Origin of the sequence: Streptomyces himastatinicus ATCC 53653 (genome assembly GCF_000158915.1) — a bacterium.
Classification (GTDB): domain Bacteria; phylum Actinomycetota; class Actinomycetes; order Streptomycetales; family Streptomycetaceae; genus Streptomyces; species Streptomyces himastatinicus.
Genome location: NZ_GG657754.1, coordinates 8,033,316 through 8,054,904, shown reverse-complemented (window position 1 = coordinate 8,054,904; position 21,589 = coordinate 8,033,316). Strand labels below are relative to the sequence as shown.

28 protein-coding genes are annotated in these 21,589 nt (G+C 69.6%); 11 read left to right on the top strand and 17 right to left on the bottom strand.

Going from position 1 to position 21,589, the window contains the following annotated elements; translation table 11 throughout:
• Positions 1-65 precede the first annotated feature (65 nt).
• On the top strand, positions 66-971 hold the full coding sequence (locus SSOG_RS34330) for a LysR substrate-binding domain-containing protein (protein WP_039939337.1): 906 nt from the start codon (positions 66-68) through the stop codon (positions 969-971).
• Here the strand turns inward: SSOG_RS34330 and SSOG_RS34325 are convergent.
• Together SSOG_RS34325 and SSOG_RS34320 are read right to left on the bottom strand one after the other, a co-directional pair.
• Positions 968-1,564 (bottom strand): sugar O-acetyltransferase, encoded by a 597-nt coding sequence (locus tag SSOG_RS34325; protein ID WP_009718867.1) that lies wholly within the window; start codon positions 1,562-1,564, stop codon positions 968-970. The two genes, SSOG_RS34330 and SSOG_RS34325, sit on opposite strands and share 4 nt — an antisense overlap.
• 74 nt (positions 1,565-1,638) lie before the next feature.
• Positions 1,639-2,859 (bottom strand): Bcr/CflA family multidrug efflux MFS transporter, encoded by a 1,221-nt coding sequence (locus SSOG_RS34320; RefSeq protein WP_106516699.1) that lies wholly within the window; start codon positions 2,857-2,859, stop codon positions 1,639-1,641.
• A gap of 104 nt (positions 2,860-2,963) precedes the next feature.
• Between SSOG_RS34320 and SSOG_RS34315 the strand changes: the two genes are divergently transcribed.
• On the top strand, positions 2,964-3,458 hold the full coding sequence (locus SSOG_RS34315; protein ID WP_009718865.1) for a MarR family winged helix-turn-helix transcriptional regulator: 495 nt from the start codon (positions 2,964-2,966) through the stop codon (positions 3,456-3,458).
• On the opposite strand, the gene SSOG_RS34310 is transcribed toward SSOG_RS34315, so the two are convergent.
• The 3 genes from SSOG_RS34310 to SSOG_RS34300 all read right to left on the bottom strand — a co-directional run bounded on the left by SSOG_RS34310 (position 3,455) and on the right by SSOG_RS34300 (position 6,348).
• The gene (locus tag SSOG_RS34310) at positions 3,455-4,450 is read right to left on the bottom strand and encodes a BtrH N-terminal domain-containing protein (RefSeq protein WP_009718864.1); all 996 of its coding nucleotides are present in this window, start codon (positions 4,448-4,450) and stop codon (positions 3,455-3,457) included. The two genes, SSOG_RS34315 and SSOG_RS34310, sit on opposite strands and share 4 nt — an antisense overlap.
• Complete coding sequence (locus tag SSOG_RS34305; protein ID WP_009718863.1) at positions 4,447-5,589, bottom strand: FAD-dependent oxidoreductase; 1,143 nt, start codon at positions 5,587-5,589, stop codon at positions 4,447-4,449. The genes SSOG_RS34310 and SSOG_RS34305 overlap by 4 nt, the downstream gene beginning before the upstream one ends.
• A gap of 180 nt (positions 5,590-5,769) precedes the next feature.
• Positions 5,770-6,348 carry a TetR/AcrR family transcriptional regulator gene (locus tag SSOG_RS34300; protein WP_009718862.1) on the bottom strand — a complete coding sequence of 193 codons (579 nt, stop codon included), beginning with the start codon at positions 6,346-6,348 and terminating at the stop codon, positions 5,770-5,772.
• 93 nt (positions 6,349-6,441) lie between these two features.
• On the opposite strand from SSOG_RS34300, the gene SSOG_RS34295 reads away from it, so the two are divergent.
• Complete coding sequence (locus SSOG_RS34295) at positions 6,442-6,888, top strand: anthrone oxygenase family protein (protein ID WP_009718861.1); 447 nt, start codon at positions 6,442-6,444, stop codon at positions 6,886-6,888.
• A gap of 20 nt (positions 6,889-6,908) precedes the next feature.
• Here the strand turns inward: SSOG_RS34295 and SSOG_RS34290 are convergent, their stop codons facing one another.
• Positions 6,909-7,886, bottom strand: a complete 978-nt coding sequence (locus SSOG_RS34290; RefSeq protein ID WP_009718860.1) for a threonine ammonia-lyase — start codon at positions 7,884-7,886, stop codon at positions 6,909-6,911.
• Between the two features lie 220 nt (positions 7,887-8,106).
• On the opposite strand from SSOG_RS34290, the gene SSOG_RS34285 reads away from it, so the two are divergent.
• A complete protein-coding gene (locus SSOG_RS34285; RefSeq protein WP_009718859.1) occupies positions 8,107-8,307 on the top strand; it encodes an SCO3870 family protein in 201 nt (66 codons plus the stop codon).
• Between the two features lie 13 nt (positions 8,308-8,320).
• Here the strand turns inward: SSOG_RS34285 and SSOG_RS34280 are convergent, their stop codons facing one another.
• The 5 genes from SSOG_RS34280 to SSOG_RS34260 all read right to left on the bottom strand — a co-directional run bounded on the left by SSOG_RS34280 (position 8,321) and on the right by SSOG_RS34260 (position 11,864).
• Positions 8,321-8,872: a cysteine hydrolase family protein gene (locus SSOG_RS34280; protein ID WP_039939335.1), complete on the bottom strand. Its 552-nt coding sequence runs from the start codon at positions 8,870-8,872 to the stop codon at positions 8,321-8,323.
• Positions 8,873-8,889: 17 nt separating this feature from the next.
• Positions 8,890-10,290 carry an MFS transporter gene (locus SSOG_RS34275; RefSeq protein WP_009718857.1) on the bottom strand — a complete coding sequence of 467 codons (1,401 nt, stop codon included), beginning with the start codon at positions 10,288-10,290 and terminating at the stop codon, positions 8,890-8,892.
• Positions 10,287-10,739, bottom strand: coding sequence for a MarR family winged helix-turn-helix transcriptional regulator (locus SSOG_RS34270; RefSeq protein WP_039939334.1), 453 nt, complete (start codon positions 10,737-10,739; stop codon positions 10,287-10,289). The genes SSOG_RS34275 and SSOG_RS34270 overlap by 4 nt, the downstream gene beginning before the upstream one ends.
• A gap of 64 nt (positions 10,740-10,803) precedes the next feature.
• Positions 10,804-11,055: a DUF397 domain-containing protein gene (locus tag SSOG_RS34265; protein WP_009718855.1), complete on the bottom strand. Its 252-nt coding sequence runs from the start codon at positions 11,053-11,055 to the stop codon at positions 10,804-10,806.
• Positions 11,052-11,864: a helix-turn-helix domain-containing protein gene (locus tag SSOG_RS34260; protein ID WP_009718854.1), complete on the bottom strand. Its 813-nt coding sequence runs from the start codon at positions 11,862-11,864 to the stop codon at positions 11,052-11,054. The genes SSOG_RS34265 and SSOG_RS34260 overlap by 4 nt, the downstream gene beginning before the upstream one ends.
• Before the next feature lie 175 nt (positions 11,865-12,039).
• Here SSOG_RS34260 and SSOG_RS49280 point away from each other — a divergent pair, with 175 nt between their 5' ends.
• Both SSOG_RS49280 and SSOG_RS34255 read left to right on the top strand, forming a co-directional pair.
• Positions 12,040-12,519: an ATP-binding protein gene (locus SSOG_RS49280; RefSeq protein WP_009718853.1), complete on the top strand. Its 480-nt coding sequence runs from the start codon at positions 12,040-12,042 to the stop codon at positions 12,517-12,519.
• Entirely contained in the window at positions 12,464-12,859 is a 396-nt protein-coding gene (locus SSOG_RS34255) for an effector-associated constant component EACC1 (RefSeq protein ID WP_009718852.1), read from the top strand. The genes SSOG_RS49280 and SSOG_RS34255 overlap by 56 nt, the downstream gene beginning before the upstream one ends.
• Before the next feature lie 7 nt (positions 12,860-12,866).
• On the opposite strand, the gene SSOG_RS34250 is transcribed toward SSOG_RS34255, so the two are convergent.
• Positions 12,867-13,445, bottom strand: a complete 579-nt coding sequence (locus SSOG_RS34250) for a hypothetical protein (protein ID WP_009718851.1) — start codon at positions 13,443-13,445, stop codon at positions 12,867-12,869.
• Positions 13,446-13,598: 153 nt separating this feature from the next.
• Positions 13,599-14,003 (bottom strand): hypothetical protein, encoded by a 405-nt coding sequence (locus SSOG_RS34245; protein ID WP_009718850.1) that lies wholly within the window; start codon positions 14,001-14,003, stop codon positions 13,599-13,601.
• A gap of 369 nt (positions 14,004-14,372) precedes the next feature.
• Between SSOG_RS34245 and SSOG_RS34240 the strand changes: the two genes are divergently transcribed.
• Together SSOG_RS34240 and SSOG_RS47065 are read left to right on the top strand one after the other, a co-directional pair.
• Complete coding sequence (locus SSOG_RS34240) at positions 14,373-14,771, top strand: hypothetical protein (protein ID WP_009718849.1); 399 nt, start codon at positions 14,373-14,375, stop codon at positions 14,769-14,771.
• Positions 14,764-16,341 (top strand): caspase, EACC1-associated type, encoded by a 1,578-nt coding sequence (locus SSOG_RS47065; protein WP_009718848.1) that lies wholly within the window; start codon positions 14,764-14,766, stop codon positions 16,339-16,341. Before SSOG_RS34240 ends, SSOG_RS47065 begins: the two co-directional genes overlap by 8 nt.
• 34 nt (positions 16,342-16,375) lie before the next feature.
• On the opposite strand, the gene SSOG_RS52695 is transcribed toward SSOG_RS47065, so the two are convergent.
• Positions 16,376-16,519, bottom strand: a complete 144-nt coding sequence (locus SSOG_RS52695) for a hypothetical protein (RefSeq protein WP_154686011.1) — start codon at positions 16,517-16,519, stop codon at positions 16,376-16,378.
• Between the two features lie 54 nt (positions 16,520-16,573).
• Positions 16,574-17,242: a methyltransferase domain-containing protein gene (locus SSOG_RS34230; protein WP_039939332.1), complete on the bottom strand. Its 669-nt coding sequence runs from the start codon at positions 17,240-17,242 to the stop codon at positions 16,574-16,576.
• A gap of 43 nt (positions 17,243-17,285) precedes the next feature.
• On the opposite strand from SSOG_RS34230, the gene SSOG_RS34225 reads away from it, so the two are divergent.
• Both SSOG_RS34225 and SSOG_RS34220 read left to right on the top strand, forming a co-directional pair.
• A complete protein-coding gene (locus SSOG_RS34225) occupies positions 17,286-17,780 on the top strand; it encodes a hypothetical protein (RefSeq protein WP_009718846.1) in 495 nt (164 codons plus the stop codon).
• A 360-nt stretch (positions 17,781-18,140) separates the two neighbouring features.
• Positions 18,141-19,319 carry a glutathione-independent formaldehyde dehydrogenase gene (locus tag SSOG_RS34220; RefSeq protein ID WP_009718845.1) on the top strand — a complete coding sequence of 393 codons (1,179 nt, stop codon included), beginning with the start codon at positions 18,141-18,143 and terminating at the stop codon, positions 19,317-19,319.
• Between the two features lie 140 nt (positions 19,320-19,459).
• Here the strand turns inward: SSOG_RS34220 and SSOG_RS34215 are convergent, their stop codons facing one another.
• Complete coding sequence (locus SSOG_RS34215; RefSeq protein WP_009718844.1) at positions 19,460-20,035, bottom strand: TetR/AcrR family transcriptional regulator; 576 nt, start codon at positions 20,033-20,035, stop codon at positions 19,460-19,462.
• Positions 20,036-20,142: 107 nt separating this feature from the next.
• On the opposite strand from SSOG_RS34215, the gene SSOG_RS34210 reads away from it, so the two are divergent.
• Complete coding sequence (locus SSOG_RS34210; protein WP_009718843.1) at positions 20,143-21,066, top strand: DMT family transporter; 924 nt, start codon at positions 20,143-20,145, stop codon at positions 21,064-21,066.
• Between the two features lie 7 nt (positions 21,067-21,073).
• On the opposite strand, the gene SSOG_RS34205 is transcribed toward SSOG_RS34210, so the two are convergent.
• Positions 21,074-21,589 (bottom strand): oxidoreductase (locus SSOG_RS34205; RefSeq protein ID WP_039939327.1); only part of this gene is annotated, 516 nt, incomplete at its 5' end.

Sequence of the window (21,589 nt, the reverse complement as noted above, 5' to 3'; positions counted from 1 at the left end):
TGACGGTAGGACGTGGCGTTATGCACGTCCAAGCCCGATTTCGCATTGCGCGATACCTTGACGGCATGGACCTTTCGCTGCAACAGCTGCGCGGCTTCGTCGCCGTAGCGGAGGAACAGCACTTCGGAAGGGCCGCCGAGCGGCTCAATATGACCCAGCCCCCGCTGACCCGGCAGATCCAGGCCCTCGAACGCTCCCTGGACGTCGTCCTCTTCGAGCGCACCGGCCGCGGCGCCCGCATCACCGCGGCGGGCACCGTGCTGCTCGAACACTGCCGACGGGTCCTCGCACTGCTCGACGCCGCGCCCGTCGCCACCCGCCACGCCGCCGAGGGCCACACCGGGACCCTGCGCCTCGGCTTCACCTCGATCGGGGCGTACGCGATCCTCGCCGACGTCCTCGACCTGGTGAAGCGCCGTATACCCAACGTCGCGGTCGAGCTGTCCGAGATGGTCAGCCCGGAGCAGTTCACCGCGCTCGGCGACCTACGGATCGACCTCGGGCTCGTCCGGCCGCCGATCCCCGAGGGCTACGCCTCGGTCCTGATCCACTCGGAGGACCTGGTCCTCGCGGTCCCCGCCGACCACGCCCTCGCCGAGGGCACCGCGCCCGTGCTCCTCTCCGAGGTGACCAACAACTACATCGGCTACAGCCCCGAGGGCTCGCGCTATCTGCACGACATCTGCGCCGCCATGATCGGCGTGGACCGCTACGCCGTCAGCCAGCTGACCTCCCAGGTGCCGACCATGCTCGCGCTGGTCCGGGCGGGCCTGGGCTGCGCGCTGATCCCGCGCTCGATCATGACCATGGGCGTGCGCGGCGTCCGCTACCGCGAACTGGCCGCCGCCGACGCCCACTCGGTCACCCTGCACGCCTGCTGGAGCCCGGACAGCCCCAACCCGGCGCTCCACCGCCTGACCGACGCCCTCACCCGCGAGGGCCTGCCGTCGGTCGGGGCGGCGAGAGGCTAGACGGTACGCGTGGTGAGATCGTCGTCCGTGATGGGGCGGAGGACACGGCAAGGAGTTCCGACCGCCACGCTCATGGGGGGAATGTGGCGGCTGACGACGCTGCCGGCGCCGATGACCGATCCGTATCCGATACGGACGCCCGGCAGGACGACCACGTTGCTGCCGATCCACACCTTGTCCTCGATCACGATCGGCTCCGAGAACCGCCCGTAGTCCACGCGCCGCGAGGGATGCACCGGGTGTCCCGTCGTGGTCAGGGTCACGCTGGGGGCGATCATGACGCCGTTGCCTATACGGATGTCCACGTCATCGACGAACGTGAGGTTCACGTTCCCGAAGAAGTCGTCACCGATGTGGACCTTGCTTCCGAACCCCGCGTGGAACGGCGGCAGCAGCACCGTGCGTTCTCCGACCGATCCGAAGATCGCGACGAGCAGCGATCGAAGCTTTTCCGTTTCGCCCGGTGGCGTGTGGTTGTACTCGAAGATCTGCTCCGTGCGGCGTTGAGGGGCCTGGAAGGCTGCTTCCGACTCGGTATAGACCAGCCCCTTGCCGATCCGGGCCAGGACTTCTTCCTCATGAGCTTGCGACACAGCGGAACACTCCGTTCGTCAAACCCTCGGGCGCAGGCGCCACACGCTCCCCATCGACTACACGCGCCCAGAGCCTACGCGGCGGCTCGCCGTACGGGCCACAGGTGCACCACGACCGCCCCCGCCGCGCAGGCGGCGATGGCCAGGGCCATCGGCAGCGCCGCCCCGTTGGCGCCGAGGCCCGTCAGCGGCGCGGCGACGCCGCCCAGCGCGTACTGGAGCAGACCCAGCAGGGCGGACGCGGTCCCGGCCATCTCGGGGTGGCCGGACATCGACAGCGCCGTGGAGTTCGGCATGATCAGGCCGATGCTGGAGACCAGCGCGAAGAGCGAGACGAGCACGGCGGCCACGCCGAGGTCGGCGAGCACGGACAGCAGCAGCGCGCCGCCACCGGCCGCGCACAGCGCGAGCCCGGCGCGGAGCAGCGCGGACGGCGAACGGCGGCGCAGCAGGCGGGCGTTGCCCTGGCCGAGCAGGGCGATGCCCAGGGCGTTGGCCGCGAAGACGATGCTGAACTGCTGCGGATCCAGGCCGTACGTCTTCTGGAGCACGAAGGACGACGCCGAGATGTACGCGAACATCGCGGCGAACGCGAAACCTCCCGCGAGCGCGGGCCGCAGGAAGCCCGGGTCGCGCAGCAGCACACCGAAGCTGCGGACCGTCTGCCCGAGCCCGCCCCGGCGCCGCCGCGCGGACGGCAGGGTCTCCCCCACGACGACCACGGTGGCCGCGAGCAGAAGGGCACCGATGACGGCGAGGACGAGGAAGACCCCGCGCCAGGACGTGAAGCGCAGCAGCTGACCGCCGACGACCGGAGCGAGGATCGGCGCCAGGCCGTTGACCAGCATGAGGAGCGAGAAAAAGCGGGCGGCGGCGGTGCCCTCGTAGAGGTCGCGGACGATGGCGCGGCTGATCACGATCCCCGCCGCGCCCGCTATGCCCTGGACGGCGCGCAGCCCGGTCAGGGCGGTGACGTTCGGCGCGACGGCGCACAGCACGGACGCCACGAGGTACCCGGCGAGCCCGATCAGGAGCGGCACCCTCCGCCCCCACCGGTCGCTGAGCGGCCCGGCGATCAGCTGCCCGACGGCGAGGCCGATGAGGCAGCTGGTCAGGGTCAGCTGGACGGCCGCGTCCGGGACGGCGAAGTCCCGCGCGAGAGCGGGCAGCGCGGGCAGGTACATGTCCAGCGACAGCGGACCGAACGCCGAGAGCGCCCCCAGGACGATGAGCAACCGCAGCGCACGAGGGGGCGCGGGCGAGGTGGAAACGGGGGGTGCGGTAGCGACGTCCATGAGCAGCAGGGTAACCATATTGCTGACTGCTCAGCAATTGACGAGTCAGTGACTTACCCGGCACTAGACTGCCCGCAAGATCCATACGGGAAGGCAGACACGCCATGGGGGCACACAAGCGCACCGCCGCGGAGGCGGCCCGCGGGCCCCTCGTCCACGAGTTCGGCCTGCTGCTGAAGGCGGCGACCCACCTGGAGCAGCGCATCAACGCCGCGATGCGGGCGGAGTCCGGGATCAGCCATGTGATGTTCGAGGTGCTGATCCGGCTGTGCAAGGACCCCGGGGAGCAGGTCTCCCAACGCGCCCTCGCCCAGGACCTCATCCTGACCAGCGGCGGGGTCACGCGGCTGATCGACCGCATGGAGGAAGCGGGCCTGGTCCGCCGCGTACCGTCGCCCGACGACCGCCGGGTCACGCTGGTGGAGGCGACCGCGGAGGGCGAGCAGACGTTCGTCCACGCGGTGGACGTCCACGCCCGCATCGTGGAGCGGTACTACGTCGCCCCCGTGACGGCCGCCGACCGCAGCCGCCTCACCGCGTCCCTGGAACGCATCACCACGGCGCTCCTGGACGACACCGGCGGAACCGAGGCCCGCTAGAGCTTGCTGAGTGCCCGCATCGCCTCGCGTTCGACGCGCGAGAGCTCGTGGAGGAGAGAGCCGGCCTGTATGAGGTTCGTCGCGTCGCCGGTTTCGCCCGCTGCCGCGATGAGCGCGGCCACCTGTGTCCAGAGGGTGGCGGCCTCGGCGTACAGGCGGTGGCCGGTGCGCAGGTGGCTGCTGTCGATCAGCTGGGCACACTCGGCGAGGAAGTCCCGGTAGAGATTGCGGAACAGGGCACCGCCGGTGCCCGCCCTCTCCATGAGGTCGGCGGCCCGTGGCAGGTCCTCGCCCTGATTGTCGCTGCGCCGGAGCCACTTCGGCACGTGCTGGGCGGCCTTCTCGATGCCCCGGTGTCCCAGGTTCGCGATGGGCGGGTTCAGGAAGGCGTCGGCGCAGGTCTTGATCGCGGGGATGATCCGGTCCCGCGGCGACGTCAGCGGTGACGAAAGGCCGCTGGGCGCCGTGATGATGAACGAGCGGTGCTTGGCGGTCATGGGGCCGCGCTCGGCCCTGGCCCTGGCCAGGCCGGAGAGGCCGGTCGAGACGGCTCCGCCCTGCGGGGCGGTGTCCACCAGGTAGGCGTTCTGTTCGTCGTAGCCGTACATGGCCACGACGTGCCCGCCGAAGTGCACCTTGGTGCGGAAGTAGTCCAGGTGGTAGCTGTCGAGCTGAAGACCGACCGGCCGGCCGGCGTCGATGGGTGCCGCCACGTTCTGCCATGCCTTGCGCGGGGAGGTGGTCTCCCCGACCAGCAGCTCGAGCCCGAGCGCGGCGGCCAGGTTCCTGGTGAGCTCGAACGGCTTGACCCGGCCTCCCAGGAAGGGAAAGCCCACGGCTTTGCTGTCCCAGTAGATGAAGGACAGCCCGGAGCCGAGTCCGAACAGCATGGGCTCGGACAGGTCGAGTCCCTCATGCCGCAGCAACACGCCCAGCGCCGTCGTCTCGCAATGCCGCATACCGCGGGCATCGATGTCCTTCACCATGGTCATGCTGGCCATTCTCCTGCCTCGTGGCCGGTGAACAGGTTGATCAGGCTGTGGGGTGCACCCGCTCCGTAGAACATCTCGTGGACCTGGCTGCCTTCGGCGGCGGCCGCGGCGCTGCGGGGGAACATGGCCCGCTCGTACGCGGTGAGCGCGGCCTCGGCGTCGTCGGGGTGCGCGGCGAGGGCCTTGCCCAGTTCGGCGCCGTCGCACATGGCCAGGTTGGCGCCCTCGCCGTTCGGGAGCGCGAGATGGGCGGCGTCGCCGAGCAGGGTCACCCCCGGCACCCGGCGCCATCGGTGCTCGACGGGCAGGGCGTGGAGAGGCCGCAGGACCGGTGCGGTGTCACCGTCGGCGATCAGCGCGGTGAGTTCCGGCGCCCAGCCGTCGAATTCCCGCGCGATCCGTGCGGCGGCCGCGGCGGAATCGGTGAAGTCGATGCTCGCGAACCAGTCCCGCGGCCGGGCGAGCATCACGTAGGTGTGCAGGGTGCCGCCCCGCTCCCGGTGCGCCAGGAGCCCCTTGCCCGGCGCGAGCGCGAACAGCGACCCGCCGCCGACCGCTTTCGCGGCGGCCGGGTGCCGGGTGTCGGCGTCGAACAGGCAGGTCTCGACGGCCGACATGCCGATGTACTCGGGCGCCGCGGCGGAAAGCAGTGGCCGGACCCGCGACCACGCGCCGTCCGCGCCGACCAGCAGACCGGTGGTGACGGTGGCGCCGTCGGCGAACGTCACCTCGTGGCGGCCCTCACCGAGGGCACGGGTACCGGTCACCTTGTGGCCCCACCGGACGGTGCCGTCCGGGAGCGAGTCGAGCAGCATCTGCCGCAACTCGCCGCGCAGCACCTCGGGGTTGCCGCCCGTACCGTCGTCGGCGTGCTCGAACAGGACGGTCCCGTCCCGGTCGAGAACCCGTATCGCCTGGCGGCCTTCCAGGATGAGGCCGCGTAACTCGTCCATCAGCCCCGCCGCCCGCAGAGCGGGCTGTCCGCTGTCCTTGTGAATGTCGAGCATTCCGCCCTGCGCACGCGCCGTCGGAGAGACCTCCGCCTCGTAGACCGTGGCCGGGATGCCGTGGACGTGCAGGACGCGGGCGAGGGTCAGTCCGCCGAGCCCGGCACCGATGATCGTGATGTCAGTGGTCATGGTGAGGAAGGGTTCCAGGCCCCACCGACACGCCACCTACAACCGACCGACGACCACCGACATCGCGGCCAAGGCGGCAACAGCCGGGGCCAGACCTCCTGGTGCGGACCGGTGCGCTGGATGCCGCGGGCATGCGGCCGGGCCCGAGGAGCCCGGCCGCATGTCCGCCGGGACGGTGCGTCAGATCACGGCGAGCCGGTCCACCAGCAGTTCCGTCCTCCGCTCGGCGTACTCCGGCGGCAGTCGGCCCGACCGGGCCAGGGTCGCCAGGCCGTGCAGGGCCGACCAGAACACCTCGGTGAACACTCCCGGGTGGACGCCGTCCCCGGCGACCTCGCCGAGACTCTCCAGCAGGGCGGCGAAGGCGTCCTTCAACGGCTCCGGAGTGTCCTCCTTCGCGAACACCAGGCCGCCGTCGAGCAGGAACATGGCGTCGTAGACCGCCGGGTTGGACTCGGCGAAGTCGAGGTAGGCGCGGGCGAGGGCGGTGACCCGGGCGCGCGGGCCGTCCGCGGCGGCGGCCGCGGCCCGCACGGCCGCGGCCATCTCGGCGGCGCCCTCCAGGGCGACCGCACCGATGATCTCGCGCTTGCCGCGGAAGTGGCTGTAGAGGACGGGCTGGCTGTACTCGATGCGCTCGGCGAGGCGGCGCGTGGTGACCGCGTCCCAGCCCTGCTGCTCGGCGATTTCGCGGGCCGTCGCCACGATGAGGCGCTCACGTCCCGCCCGTTCGCGCTCCTTGCGTTCCTGTACCGACATAACCCGATCCTATCACCGCTAGACAGACGAGCGGCAGCAGGTCTAGTGTTGCCCCATCATCTAGCATCGCTTGACCCCGGGAGGGTCATCGTCATGCTCACCGCACTTGAGGTCATCACCACCGTGGTCTTCGGCGTGATGGTGGGGGTGGAGTTCTCCGTCGCCTTCGTCATCAACCCGATCCTCAGCGCCCTCCCCGAGGACAGCGGCCAACTCGGCCGCGCCCACGGGGGCCGGATGCTCGGCGCCGTGATGCCGGTCTGGTACATCGGCTCGCTCGTCCTCATCGCGGTCTGGGCCATCGCCGGACGGCACCACGAAGGCACCGGCCTCGTCGTCACCGCCGGCGCGCTGCTGATCCTCAGCGTGATCATGTCGCTCCTGCTGCTCGTCCCGATCAACAACCGGAGCAAGACGTGGACCCCCGAGAATCGGCCCGCCGACTGGAAGCAGCAGTCGAACCGCTGGGACCGCTTCCACTACGTCCGCGTCGCCGTCATCATCGCCGCCTTCACCCTGCTCGTCGCCGCCCTCGCCTGAGCCCGCAGATCGACGCCGCGCTAGTGGCGCACACCCGCACCGACCCAGCCGCGGTACGCGTCCACGTCGACGTTGCTGCCGCACACGATGGTGACGACGTGCCGTCCCGCGAAGCGGTCGCGGTCTTCGAGGATCGCCGCGATGCCGAGCGCGGCCGACGGTTCGACGACGAGACCGGCCTGGTCCAGGAGCAGCCGCATACCGGCGATGATCGATGCCTCCTGGACCAGAACGGCGTCGTCGGCGACCACGAGGAGGTCGTCCAGGACGGCCGGGATGGGACGCCGACCGGCCACGCCGTCGGCGATGGTGTCGGTCGAGTCGGTGGTGACGACGCGCCGCCCGCGCCACGAGCGCGTCATCGCCGGTGCGCCCAGCGGCTGAACGCAGAGAACCTCGACCCCCGGCGCCAGGGCCTTCACCACATGGCCCACGCCGGTGGCCAGCGCCCCGCCGCCGAGGGCGATCAGGACGGTGTCGAACGACGGCGCGGTGGCCACCAGCTCCAGGCCGATGGTCGCCGCGCCCTCACAGGTCTCGATGTCCAGGCTGTCCTCGACCAGCCGGATGCCGTCATACCGCGCGACGGCCGCCGCCCGCTCGCGCGCCATCTCGTGATCGCCGTCCACCAGTTCCAGCCTGGCGTCCAACGCGCGGATGCGATCCAGCTTGGCCACGGTCGCGAAGCGGGACGCCACGACGGTCACGTCGAGCCCCCGGTGGCGACCGGACCACGCCAGGGCTTGACCGAGATTGCCCGCGCTGGCGCACACCACGGCTCGCGAGCCGCCACCGTCGGCGAGCGCGCTCGCGACGACCTCGGTGCCACGGGCCTTGAAGCTGCGGACCGGGTTCGCCGTTTCGAGCTTGATGCTCACCGCGCACCCGAGGCCGGGTTCCAACGCCTCGCAGCGGTACAGCGGAGTGTCGAGAAAAATCGGGTCGATGACCCGGCGGGCCGCCCGGATCCGATCAGTGTCGAGACGCGTCTCCTGCACAACACAGGAGCGTAGCGCCACCGGCTCAGCCGACCGCCTTCGTCCACTCCTCGACGCTCGTCACCTCTCCGTGAGCTGACCAGGACGACGCCGCACGCAACTGACGGATGCGGGGTGCGAGTTGGTGCTTGGCCGACCCTCCACAACCCTTCCGGCGGTGAATCGCAATGCGTGTAGCCTCGGCAGTGATCAATCGTCTCGTGGCTTGGAGGAAGCACCCATGACAAAGACGCCGTTTGTCGCCATGTCCGCCGCTACCACCGCGCTGGGAACCGCACTTGGTTTCCTCGCGTTCCAGCTGCGCGCGGAGGGCTACGAGCAGTACGTCGAATCCGTAGCGACCTTCAGCGTCCTGATGTACGTCACTGCGGCTCTGGTCATGGTCACATGGATCCGAGACGGTCGACCGCACACGAACTGAATGTGGTCTCCGGTCAGCTGAGCGTCCCGGACCACTCCTCGACGGTCGTCACCTCGGCCTGGCGCGGGAACACCTTCTCGGTGAGCACCCGGTGCACCTCCTCGTCCGCGTCGGCGCAGCCGTCGGCCAGCACGGTGAGCCGGTAGTCGAGGTCGGCGGCCTGGCGGCAGGTGGACAGTACGACGCCGCTGGTCGCGACGCCCGCCAGGACGAGATGGCTCAACCCGCCGGAACGCAGCACCATCTCCAGGTCGCTCCCGGCGAAGGCGCTGATCCGCTTCTTGGTGATCACGACCTCATCGGGCCGGGGCGCAATGTCCGGGTGGATGGCGGCGCCCGGGTCCTTGAGCGTGAAGGCCCCCTCGGGCAGCGCACCGAACGTCTTGTTGCGGCCGGACGCCTCCGGGTGGCCGGACCGGAAGCCGACCACGACATGCAGCACGGGGATCCCGGCGTTACGGGCCGCCTCGACCGCCTGAGTCAGTCGCGGCAGGTAGTCGGGGGTGGCGATGCGGTCGACGATGCTCTTCTGGATGTCCATCACGAGCAGTGCGGTGTCCGACATGACGGTTGAGCCTTTCATCAGGAAGAAGAGGACGAGCCGACGCGGCTCAGCGAGCGGTCCACGACCGTGATCGCCAGGAACAGACCGGCGATGGCGAGCATGAACCACGCCAGCCCGTGCATCCCGCCGGTGTCCGCGCGGGCGCCGAAGAAGACGCCGTTGGCGCCTGAGGCAACCATCGCACCGAGGTAGAGGAAGGTACGCAGCAGCCCGGCCGAGGAGCCCATCCGCTCGGGGTCGGCCTGGTGGTACACCGCGTTCTGCAAGGCCAGGTTGTTCAGCCCCTGCGGTACGCCCGCGACGACCGCGATGACGATCAGCAGCCACACCGGGCTGTCCGGCTGGAGCGTCAGCAGCAGAAGGCATACGGCGATCTGCCCCACCGCGCCGACCAGCAGCTTGCCACGCACCTGGGCCCGCCGCCCGGTGGCGGTGGACACCGCGATCCCCGCCAGGAACAGCGGCAGTTGCGCCAGCCCCGCCTGCGACGCGGACAGCCCCCGCCCCTCCTGGAGCCACTGGGTGTACCCGTACAGCAGGACGTACGAGACGACGGCGACGAGGAGCATACGGGCATACGTGAGCAGCAGCGGTACGTTGCCGCCGAGCACCCGCAGATCGATGAACGGCTCCGCCACCCGCAGCTCCCGCACCGCGAACCCGGCCGCCGCCACCACCATCAGCACCGGCAGATACCAGCGGCCCGTCCCCGGCTCCATCAGGAACAGCAGCAGCGAGATGAGCATCCCGGCGAACAGCGCCATGCCGGGGAGGTCCAGCCCGGCCGCCCCTTCGCGCTCCCGGCTCGGGTGGGTCTTCGGCAGCCGGAGGAAGCCGAGGAGCAGCCCGGCGGCGGCAAGCGGGAGGTTGACGGCGAACGTCGTACGCCAGCCACCCAACCCGATCAGCAGCCCGCCCAGCGACGGACCGACGACCGCCACCGTCTGGTTGGCGATGGAGAGCGCGGTCAGCACCCCGGCGGGGCTCTCGTGGCCCGTACGCCTGGCCTCGCTGCGGATCAGGTACATCGACGCCGGATAGCCCGCGCAGGTCCCGAACCCCAGCACCACCCGCGCGACGATCAGCGTCGCCAGGTTCGGGGCCAGCACGCCGATCAGCCCCGACAGCCCCGTCAGCGCGGACCCGAGGAGGAAGAGGCGGCGCGGCCCGTACAGGTCGATAAGTCGCCCCACGACCGGCTGCCCTATCGCGGTCGCGAGGTAGAGCGCCGACACCAGCCAGGCCGTCTGCGACGGCGGAGCCCCGAAGGCCGCGCCGATCGGCACCAACGACACGGAGACGATGGACGAGTTGACCGGGTTGAGGATCGACCCCAGCATCATCGGCGCGAGCAATCTGCGGTCGAAACCGCCGCGCGCCTGGGGCTTGGTGGTACGTCGTATCAGCCGTGTGATCATGCGTCGCTGAGCCGGTCGAGCAGGGCCAGCGAACTGATGATTGCCTGCCGCTCGTCCTCGGTGAAGCCGGATTCGAGGGCCTGGGACAGCCACTCCTCGCCCGCGCGCTGCTTGTCCTCCAGGAACGCCTGGCCCGCCTCGCTCACCGAGATCAACTGCCGCCGCCGGTCATCGGGGTCGGGCCGCCGCTCGATGAGACCGCGCTCATCGAGCGCGCCGAGGGTCATCGCCATGGACTGCGGCCGTACGCGCTCGGCGGCGGCCAGGGCACTGGCCGAGGAGGGCCCGTCCCTTCTGAGCCTGCTGAGGACGGACGTCTGGGTCGGCGTGAGCCCCTCCGTGTCGTACGACTCCCGGAACCGCCGCCGCAGGCGGCCCACGACGACGCGGATCTCGTGCGCGGCCTGCACGGAGGACGCGGACATGCCGGGTTGGGGGGTCTCAGCCATACCCCCACCGTAATTTCTTCAGTCCAGCCTGTCCAGTTTGGACTGAGCAGGCTGGACTGTTCAATCAGGCGTTCGTGGCGAACCCTACGAAGGCGTCCCACGCGGTGGCCGGGAACGTCAGCATCGGGCCCTCGGTGACCTTGCTGTCACGGACGTGGATGGTGCTTGGGCATGCGGCCACCTCGACGCAATCGCCGCCCTGGCTACCGCTGTAACTGCTCTTATGCCAGTCCATGGCGACCTCGACGCACGCGCCGCCCTCGCTGTCGCTGTAGCTGCTCTTGAACCAATTCAACTCGCTTATGCCCCTCTTCATAGCTCTCCCAGCACCTTCTCAATAAGACTGAGCGACTCCCGTGGGTTGAGAGCCTGGGCCCGGATAATCCCATAACGTGCGGCGATGACGCGGACCTCTTCCCGGTCAGTGAGCAGGGTGCTGTGCCCCTGACCTTCAAAGTACGCGATCTGCACACCTCCCTTGGGGACCATCAGGATGCATGGACCAGCGACTCCAGCGTGGTCCTCACGGTCCGTTGGCATGACCTGGAGTTCCACATTGCGCTTCTCCCCGAGGAGGAGCAGATGTTCCAACTGTCCGCGCAGAACCTGCTTCCCGCCATAGGGACGCCGCAGAATGGCCTCCTCCATGACGAAGCCCATGATGGGTGCGGGCTTGACGGTGAAGATCGCTTGGCGGTCCAGCCGCGCGGCGACCCGTTGCTCGATCAGCTCCTCATCCAACAGGGGGCGACGCATACCCAGGACGGCTCGCGCGTAGTCCTTCGTCTGCAACAGCCCCATGAACACCTGGTTTTCGTACGAATACAGCTCAGCGGCTTCCTGTTCGATCTCCGCCGCTTCTTGGAAGAACGCCGGATACCGCTCCAGCGCGCACTGCTCCTTCATCGCCTTGAGGACGCCCCGGGCGCCCAGAACCTCATCGGCCTTGTCGATCAGGTCCGGCTTGGGGATGCGGCGCCCGCATTCCACCGAGGCGATCTGATCCGCGCTGTACCCGACGCGTGCCCCCAGCTCCGCCTGGGTGAGCCCGGCCGCCTCCCTCAACAGCTTCAGCTGCCTGCCGAACCCCCTCAGGAATGCCGACGAGTTGTCTGAACCTGCCATGGGTCACCACCCCTACCTCCGCACCCACGCGTGTCCGACAGACACTGTCCGTACAGGCGCGCTTACTGGTGAGACTAGGCACACGACCGCCACCCTCGTTGCCATGACGACCGAAAATCCCCCCTCACGGGGTACGACCGAGGCACAAATCCCCGCCGTACCCGGAGAGTTCGCCATGCGCTTCACCTCGACACCGCGCGGTGCGCGGCTCGCGCGGCGGCTCGTATCGCACCGGCTGGCCGCCTGGGGGTATCCGTACGATTCCAGCCCCAACGAGATCACCACGCTGATCGCCAGCGAGCTGTGCGCGAATGCGGTGCGTCACGGACGCGTCCCCGGGCGGGACTTCCACGTACGGCTGACCGCACCGCTGGACGCGTCCGGCCCGATCCGTATCGAGGTGTCGGACGCCCGTGGCGAGCGGCAGCCCGCGCTCACCACGGCGACGCCGGACGCCGAGACGGGGCGCGGACTGTTCCTCGTGTCGCAGTTCGCGGAGCGGTGGGCCGTTGGGCCACGGCCCAACGGTGGGCCCGGGAAGACCGTTTGGGCTGAGATCGCAACAAAATACGGGTCGCTCAGCCCTATCGTGAGCAACCATGGAACAGCGGATGCAAGCCGCCCTGCGCGTGGAGATCAGCGCCGAGGCGGATGATGGGGATCTCGCGATCCACGACCTGTACCGGTGGCTGCGGCAGGACACGGACGTTCGTGCGCATGCCGATCTGAACATGATCCCGAGCCCCTCGTGCGGGAAGCTGGAGATCATCGATCTGGTGGTCAGTCAGGGGCTCGGGGCGCTGAACCTCGGGCTGTCGTACGCCGCGTGGCGTGCCGCGCGTCCGACCGCGCCCGCGGTCGTCATCAGCGCCAACGGCCGGTCGATAACGGTGCGCGGGGAGTGTGACGCGGAGACGGTGCGCCGCTTCGTGGAGGCGATGGAGTCCGCGTCCGCTCCCAGCCCGGCTCCGGCGGCGGACGCGGACAGCGCGTAACAGCCCTTCATGGCTGTCTCTTCCGCACCCGGTATCGGTCGAAGACCCATACGCCCAGGCCGACCAGGATGGCCGCCCCGGTGCCGTACACCGGGAGCCACCGGGTGGTCGTCGCCGAGAGGCAGTCGGCGACGGCCACGTGGCTCTGGGCCTGCTGCGCGCGGACCAGGGCGGCACCGCCGTGACCGGCCAGGTTCGCCACCGCGGCCTCGGCCCGCATGTCCTCGTACGTGCCCAGCGCGGGACAGCGGGCGCGGGTACCCGGCATGGGGAACAGCCACGACCAGCGCTGGAGCGCGGGGGCCAGCGCGATCGTCACGCAGAGGCCGACGACCAGGGCGTACGCGACGAGGTTCCGCATGTACGTGGAACCGAGGCCGGGCGTCCGGGCGGGCAGCCGGTAGAAGCAGAAGACCAGGGCGAGGAGGGTCGCTCCGATGTAGGTGGAGAACCACTCCCAGCTTCCCTCCGCGAGCGCGGCCGACAGCATGGCGGCGAGCGCGATGCCGATGACGCCCGGCTGAGCGGGCACCGCTCGCTTGTCTTCCGCTTCGGCTGCCGCCGCGTGGGGGCTGGAGTCGTGCATGGCACCAGCATCCGGGCCCGGTCCGCCCCGGCACCCCCGCCATGCCGGGGCGGACCGGCAGGCTCCGCCGGTTGGCGGGAAAGCCGCAGATGACAGGCCCCGTCACCCCGGCTCAGCCTCCCGTCGTCGCCCCCTTCCGGCCCGGCGGAGAAACTATCCGTAGCAGGGCGATTTGATCGTGCTCTCGCCCGAGACGTTCCCGCCGTAAATCCAGCCGTACGGCGCCTGGCCTCCGGTGCTGACGTAGTACCACTTGTTTCCCGCCGCGTTTTCGTAGACGCACCAGCCGCCGAGCCGCTGGTCCACGAGGAGCTTGGGGTAGATGTTGCCGCAGGTGGCGCTCGGACCGGTCCTGAGATAGATGGACTTCGTCACGGTGGCACCCCCGTAGCCGTTCACGTCGGGCTCGAGGTCGCAGGCCAGGGCACCAGAGGGGACGTTCGACGGTATCCAGTTCGGTGCTTCGTTCGCGACGTTCGCGGATGCGTCCGTCGATGCCGCTTGGGTGGGCGCGGCCGCCGCGCCGAGGGCAAGCATGCCGCTGAGAGCGGCAGTCACGAGAGCGTGACGTAAACGCGTGTGTGGACTCCTTGTCTGACGGTCCGGAGCGCCCGTGGTCGTGCGCTCGGGAATTCAGGCTGGCGCGGGCGCCGTCGTCCGGCCTTGTCAATCCACGCAGGGCTGTTGACGATTCACGCACGCCTTGGCCCGTGCCTTCGGGCGGCTCCGTTCAATGCTCATGGTGAGCGGCCGCACTGGCTATCTGATCTACGCCCTTCGGCGTCCTCATCAGTCATACGCCTACCGGTGCCACCGCATGTGGCGCGTCCACCCCTTCGTGGCACAGTCCGGTGAGACAGGCTTTTTGGGCGGTCAGCCCGTGCCATCCTGTACCGGCAGATCACGACAGCAGCCGGGGGGCATCGGATGACGGGTCATCACATCGAGGTTTTCCTGAGGTTCACCCATCCCGATGGGACGGAGGCCGCCGACGAGGCCGTCGGTTTCCTGATCGAGGAGATCGAGCAACTTGGCATCGTGTCGCTGGCACACCCGCAGGCATCGGCCGCACCTGCCGGTTCGAGGTCCTCGGGTGCGGAGATTTACAGCTCCTTGATCCTCGGTCTGGCCGGAGCTCCGGCCGTGCGGTCGCTCGTCCTACTGGCTCAGGACTGGCTCGCCCGCCGGAACTCCGGAACGATAGACATCTCCGTGGGGCCGCACCGGATCACGCTGACCGGCGGGACAGACAAGGCAAGGAGGGAAGCGGTCACCACCTTTCTCGCCCACCTTTCCGACGACGCGGTGGGGCAGGGCGATGAATAAGAAGGCCCTGATCATTGCCAACCAGCACCACGACGACGAGCAGTTCCGCGAACTACCCGCCGCGACCGCCGATGCGAACGCGCTACGCGCGGTGCTGGCGGATCCCGAGATCGGTGGGTTCCAGGTCACCACGGTCGTGAACCAGACCGAGCGGACATGGCGCACGAAGATCTTCGAGTTCTTCGGCGAGGCCGGCCCTGACGACCTCCTGCTGCTGCATCTCTCTTGCCACGGCTGGAAGGACCTCCATAACGTCCTGCGCTTCGTCGCCCGCGACACCGAACGGGACCGGATCGAGGCGACGGCGGTAGACGCCCAGTACATCGCCACCTGGATGGAGCACAGCCGCAGCCGCAGGGTCGTTGTCCTCCTCGACTGCTGCTACAGCGGGGCGTTTATCAAGGGAGTGCGCAGCCGCGGAGAGGAGGACGTGGACGTCAGGGGTTCGTTCGGCGGAAAGGGCCGAGCCGTGATCACCTCCTCCACTTCAATCCAGAGCGCCTATGAGCCGACTGCGGATTCCTTGAGCCAGGAACCGCAGAGCCCCTCCTACTTCACCTCGGCCGTCGTGGAAGGACTGACCACCGGACGGGCGGACCTCGATCTGGACGGGCATGTGAGCGTCGATGACCTGTTTGGATACCTGGCGGACCGGCTCCCGGCCGTCACGGCGGGGCAGAACCCCACCCTCAGTGTCATTACCCTCGATAGTGGCCTCCGGCTCGCCCGCAACCCGAACGCCGACGCCATGGCAGCAGAGCGGGCCGGCGCGGAGCGCGGGGCCCTGGTGGCCGAGGCCCACGCACAGGCACGGGATGAGGCACGGGCGGAGATGGAGAAGCAGAAGGAGGCCTGGGCGGCACAGCTGGCCAGTGCCGAACAGGCTGCGAAGTCCATCAAAAAGTCGCTCGCCGCCGCACTGGGCTTCTTCCGGATCTTCGTCTACCGTGCCTCCGTCATGTCCGTGGTGGCCTTCGCCATGTGGGTGTCGTCCACGACGACGACGGAACTCGGTCTGCCCGGCCGGCCCGGGCAGACCGTTCTGGCGCTAGCGGTTTGCGCGCTGGTCTACCCGATGCTGGCGTACTGGACGGTGACAGCCGTCCACACCCTCGTAGGCCTCGCCCTACTCGCCGTGCCCGTAGTGTGGTGCGAGGCGGTCGACGACTGGAACAGCGCGGCCAAGAGAACCGGCTACTGGCTGGCCCTGATCCCGATCGCAGCAGCCGCGCTCGCCCTGGTCCCGGTCTCGTTCTACTGGATCGTGCCCGTCGGACTGCACGTAAGTGCCTGGATCTCCGGGCTCGCCGGGGCCCCGGTGACCGTCAAGTGGGGCTGGGGCAGCGGCATGGCGGCACTCCTGGTGACCCTCGCCTGGCTGCTCGTGTACCACAACCTGATCCCCAACAAGTCGCCCGATGTGGTGGACACCGTCGAAATGGGACCAGGCCGCAGCGTGGTGACGCGCAGCGTGAAGAACGGCAGGTTCGCGTTCTTCAACTTCTCCCGGTGGACCAGTCGGGAGGTCACCACACGCCGGAGGCCGTTCTGGCCGGGGGGCGGGATCTAGTGCTGCTCCGCGGCAGTTCGTGGAGGGGTGTTGGTCAGATGGCCGATCCGCTGAGGTAGAGGTCGCCTGCGCAGTCGGCTTCCTCGGGGGCGCCAGCGGGCAGTCCGCTGGGCAGGATGTTGTCCTCGTAGCTGTCGCTGCTGGCCAGGTAGAGCGCGAAACCCCAGGTGTGCAGCACGCCGGTGAAGCGCAGGCTCCGCCGGTTGGGGGTGCCTCCTCGCGGGCTCGGCGTTCAGGCGGGGCGCTTGGCCATGATGACTACACCCGGCCCTCTGGTCTCATCCGCCGGGAGCCGTAGCTCGGCGACCGGGCGTAGCCCGGCCTGCTCGATCAGGTCCACGAGCTGTTCCGGCCGCCATTTGTGCGTCGTCCAGCGAACGGACACCCCTCCGTACGCCTCGGTGCGCACCGCGTCCTCGTCGCCGACGTGCGTCGCCGTGAGGAAGTGGCCGCCGGGCATCAGGGCACGCGCGAAGTGGGCGAGAACCTGAGGAAGGATGTCGCGGGGGAGGTTGAACAGTGACCACCACCCGAGCACGCCGCCGAGGGACGCCTCGCCGAGGTCGAGGTCGGTGGCGGAGGCGACGCTGAAGCGGCATCCCGGATGAAGACGGCGCGCGTTCTCGATCATGCGGGAGGACAGATCGACCCCGGATACGTCGAGTCCGCGTTCGGCGAGGTAGCCGGTCACCGTGCCGGGCCCGCAGCCGACGTCGAGGACGGGCCCGAGATCGCCCACGGTGTCGGCGAAAGCGTCGATCGATGCCTTGAGCCATGGGTCGCGGCGGATGTCGCCCATTCCCGTCGTCAGCACCATGTCCGCGTAGTTGTCGGCCACTCGGTCATAGGAGTCACGGACCTGATCGAGATCTGCCGGGCGATCAATAGGGTGTGGGCGCATCAGCCAACTATGGCACCGTAATTGACCGACGCAGGGGGAAGTCATGGCAATGCTCACCGACCGGCCGGAGGGCGAGGACCACGAGCAGAGGCCGCGCCGACGCAGGTGGCTGGTGTGGTTCCTGGCCTTGTGCGTGGTGTGGACGCTCGGCGTGATCGTTTGGGCGGCCGTCGCGCTGCTCACGCCGGCCGGTGACGGTCCGGAGGAGACGGTGGAGCGCAAGGCGGGGATGCACCACGATCAGCATCCATCCGCGGGGCGCTACTACGCACCGACGTACGCCAAGACGGAGAAGGACGGCGCCGCGGTGCTCCGGTACAAGGTGGGCAACGGCCAGGACTCAAGCGTCAAGGACTTCCTTCGTACGTACGAGATCACCGCCGAGCCGAAGCGCACCAGCCCGTCCGAGGTGTCGTACTCCGACCACTTCGGCGATCTACGGCGGACGTTCACGGTCGCCTACACCCCGTCGCCTGAGACTGGCGGGTACGACTACGCGCGGATCACCGTCAGGGCCAGCGGCACCGACGCAAGCTGAAGGGCCGCTTCCCGGAGTGGTCGCCGGGCTTCATGCCGGTGACGGACCGCAAGGTCGTCAAGAACACCGTGCTGGCCGACCCTGAAGGGAACGAGTTCTGCGTGGTCCGTCCGAAGGAGACCCTCATCGGCTAGCCGGGGTCCGAGTCGAAGATTGCGCTGATTGATGCGCGTGTGCCCGTTTCGCGTCGAGGGCCGACGGGGACCCGGACGACACGCCGCCGGAGCGCCGAAGCGCCGGAGCGCCGCGTCCCAAGCCGCCGGCGGCGCCGTTGCACCTGATCCGGGTGAACGACCCGCAGAGGCATGCCGGAGCCACGGACCGCGTCCGGTCATGCCGCGACATCAAGGGATTGCGACCATGAAAGCAGCGGTATACCAAGGCCCGCGAACGGTCGCGGTGAAGGACGTACCGGACGCGAAGATCGAGCACCCCTGCGACATCATCGTCAAGATCACCACCACCAATATCTGTGGTTCTGACCTGCACATGTACGAGGGCCGCACCTCGCTCGAGTCCGGCCGCACCCTGGGACACGAGAACCTGGGCCAGGTGGTGGAGGTTGGCTCGGCCGTCCGCAAGGTCCAGGTCGGCGAGTATGTGGTTCTGCCCTTCAACATCGCCTGCGGCTTCTGCAAGCAGTGCGAACGGGGGCTGACCAACTACTGCCTGACCATGCAGCCGGAACCGTCCCTCGCCGGAGCCGCTTACGGATTCGCCGACATGGGCCCCTACCAGGGCGGCCAGGCGGAACTGCTGCGCGTGCCCTACGGCGACTTCAACGCGCTGCGTCTGGGGGAGGACGCCGCCGAGCGGCAGACCGACTATGTGATGCTCGCCGACATCTTCCCCACCGGCTATCACGCCACCGAGATGGCCCACGTCAAACCAGGTGACCAGACGATCGTCTTCGGGGCCGGTCCCGTCGGGCTGATGGCGGCTTACTCCGCCCTGCTCAAGGGCGCCGGCCGCGTCTGGGTGGCTGACCACCAGCCCGACCGGCTGCGCAAGGCGGAGGAGCTCGGGGCCGTCCCGATCAACATCGCCGAGCAGGACCCGGAGGAGGTCGTCAAGGAGGCCACTCTCGGTCTGGGCGCCGACAATGGCTGTGAGTGCGTCGGCTATCAGGCACACGACAACGAGGGAGAGGAGGACGCCAGCCTCACGCTCAACAGCTTGATCGACTCGGTCAGGTTCACGGGCGACATCGGCGTGGTGGGCGTGTTCCTGCCCGAGGATCCCGGCGGTGCGGAGGCCCAGGGGGAGCTGGAGGCGCAGGGAAAGATCCCGATCGACTTCGGCATGATGTGGTTCAAGGGCCAGCGCATGGGCACGGGGCAGGCGCCGGTGAAGAAGTACAACCGGGCGCTGCGGGATCTGATCGCCGGCGGGAAGGCGAAGCCGAGCTTCGTCGTGTCGCACGAACTCAGCCTGGACGAGGCCCCCACCGCCTACGAGCACTTCGACGCCCGCGACGAGGGCTGGACCAAGGTGGTCCTGCATCCCAACGGACACGGGAACGGCAGCAAGCCTGGGTGACGGGTGGCAATCACCGGAGTCCGGCCCGGTAGGACGGACCGCGCCCCCGCACCGGGTGCCAGTGGCGTCGCCCGGATGCACACCGTCGGCTGGGCCCACGCCGACGTCCACGGCTTCGCACGTGATCGCCCGGACAAGTCCTAGCCGACCCCGGCCTGCTCCAGCGCTCGTAGCGCCATCCCGCGCGCCGTACCGACCGGGTCGGGGAGGGCCGACAGGCCGTACAGGACGGTCGCGCCCTCGTGGAGGAGGAGCAGTTCGTCGGCGAGGGCGTCGGGGTCCTCGGCGCCCGCGTCCTCGGACAGCTCCCGTAGATAGCCCCGCAGCCAGTGCTTCTGGTCGCTGATCACCTGGCGGGCCGGATGGCCGGTGTCCGGAAGCTCGGCGGCGGCGTTGACGAAGCCGCAGCCGCGCGGGTTCTCGCGGTGCATCCAGGCGCCGAGGGCGTCGAAGGTGGCGAGGATGCGGTCCGGCGGGTCCTGCCGGGGCGCTTTGTCGACTTCGGCGGTCAGCCAGCCCCGCCACCGCTCGTCGCGCTCGCGCAGATACGCGGCGACCAGCGCTTCCTTGCTGCCGAAGCGCTCGTACAGCGTCTTCTTGGTGACTCCGGCGTGCTTGGCGATCAGATCCACGCCGACCGCGTTGATCCCCTGCCCGTAGAACAGCTCGGCGGCGGCGTCCAGGACGCGGCGGGCGGCGGGGGTGAGTGTCTCCATGGGCCGTGATCCCTCCCGGCGTGACTTGACGGGTATACCGATCTGTTTAGTCTAGTACCCGAGCGACTAAACAGACCGGTATACCCAGTAGCTCGTGGAGGCTCTTCATGCCCATCACCGCGATCACGTCCGTCGGCCTCGTCGTGATGTGGAGTTCCGGCTTCATCGGCGCCGAACTCGGCACCCGCGAGGCCCCCGCCGACACGCTGCTGATGTGGCGCTTCATCGCGGCGGCCGCCCTGCTGGGCGGCGGCTGGCTGCTCTTCCGGCGGCGCAGAATCTCCGGTCGCGCCATGGCCGAGCAGGCCGTCATCGGCGCACTGTCGCAGGGCGGGTACCTGGGCGGGATCGTGTGGGCGGTCGGGCTCGGCGTACCGGCCGGGACCGCCGCGCTGATCGCCGCCCTGCAACCGCTGGCCGCCGGTGCCCTGGCCGGGCGGCTGCTCGGCGAGACGGTGACCACCCGGCAGTGGGCCGGGCTCGCGATCGGGCTGGGCGGTGTCGCCCTCGTCGTACAGGGCGACCTGTACGGGACGTCGGCCGTGACGCCCTGGGCGTACGGACTTCCCTTCGCGGCCATGGCGGCGCTGCTGGCGGCGAGCTTCCTGGAGCGGCGGGCGCGGGCGCCGCTGTCGCCGATGGACGCGATACCGCTGCACTGCCTGACGAGTGCGGTGCTGTTCGCCGGAGTCGCCCTGGTGGGCGGGCACGCGGCGCCGCCGTCCGGCGGCGGCTTCTGGTTCGCCGTGGTGTGGACCGTCGCGCTGTCCACGGTGGGCGGCTACGGCTTCTACTGGCTGAGCGTGCGGCACAGCGGGGTCACCCGTACCTCGGCGCTGATCTACCTGACGCCGCCGACCACGTCGGTGTGGGCGTACGCGATGTTCGGCGAGGCGCCGGGGGTGCCGGCGCTGGTGGGGATGGCGGTGTGCGTGCTGGGCGTGGCGGCGGCGAACCGGCGCCCCGGGCGGTCGGCGCGACCGGATGCCGCTGCTGCCGCCGCCGAGCGTCCCGTACGCGTCAGCCGGTGACGGGCTCTCAACCCCGCGCCGTCAGGGCGGGTTCGGGGAAGGCGACGCCGGTCAGTTCCTCCGAGACGGTCCACAGGCGCCGGGCGGTGACCGGATCGCTGGCCGCCGCCGAACGGCCGACCAGGGCCGGGGCGCCGCGCACCTCGAACAGGCCGTTGGGGCCGACGAAGCTCGCGCCGGGCAGGTCCTGAACGGCGGCGAACAGGGTCGGCAGCGCCCCGGCCTCGCTGTCCTGGGCGAAGAGCCGGTTGCCCAGCCGGAGGGAGACGCCGCGCAGGGCGTTGGCGTCCTTGCTCTGGAGGTTGGTGGCGGCCCAGCCGGGGTGCGCGGCCAATGCGCGTACGGGCGAGCCCGCCTCGGTGAGCCGTCGCTGGAGCTCCAGCGTGAAGAGCAGGTTGGCGAGCTTGGACTGGGCGTAGGCGGCGATGGGGGCGTACTCCCCGGCCAGGTTGAGGTTCTCGAAGTGGATGCGGGCATTGCCCGTCCTGTGCACGAAGGACGACAGGGTCACCACGCGGTCGGT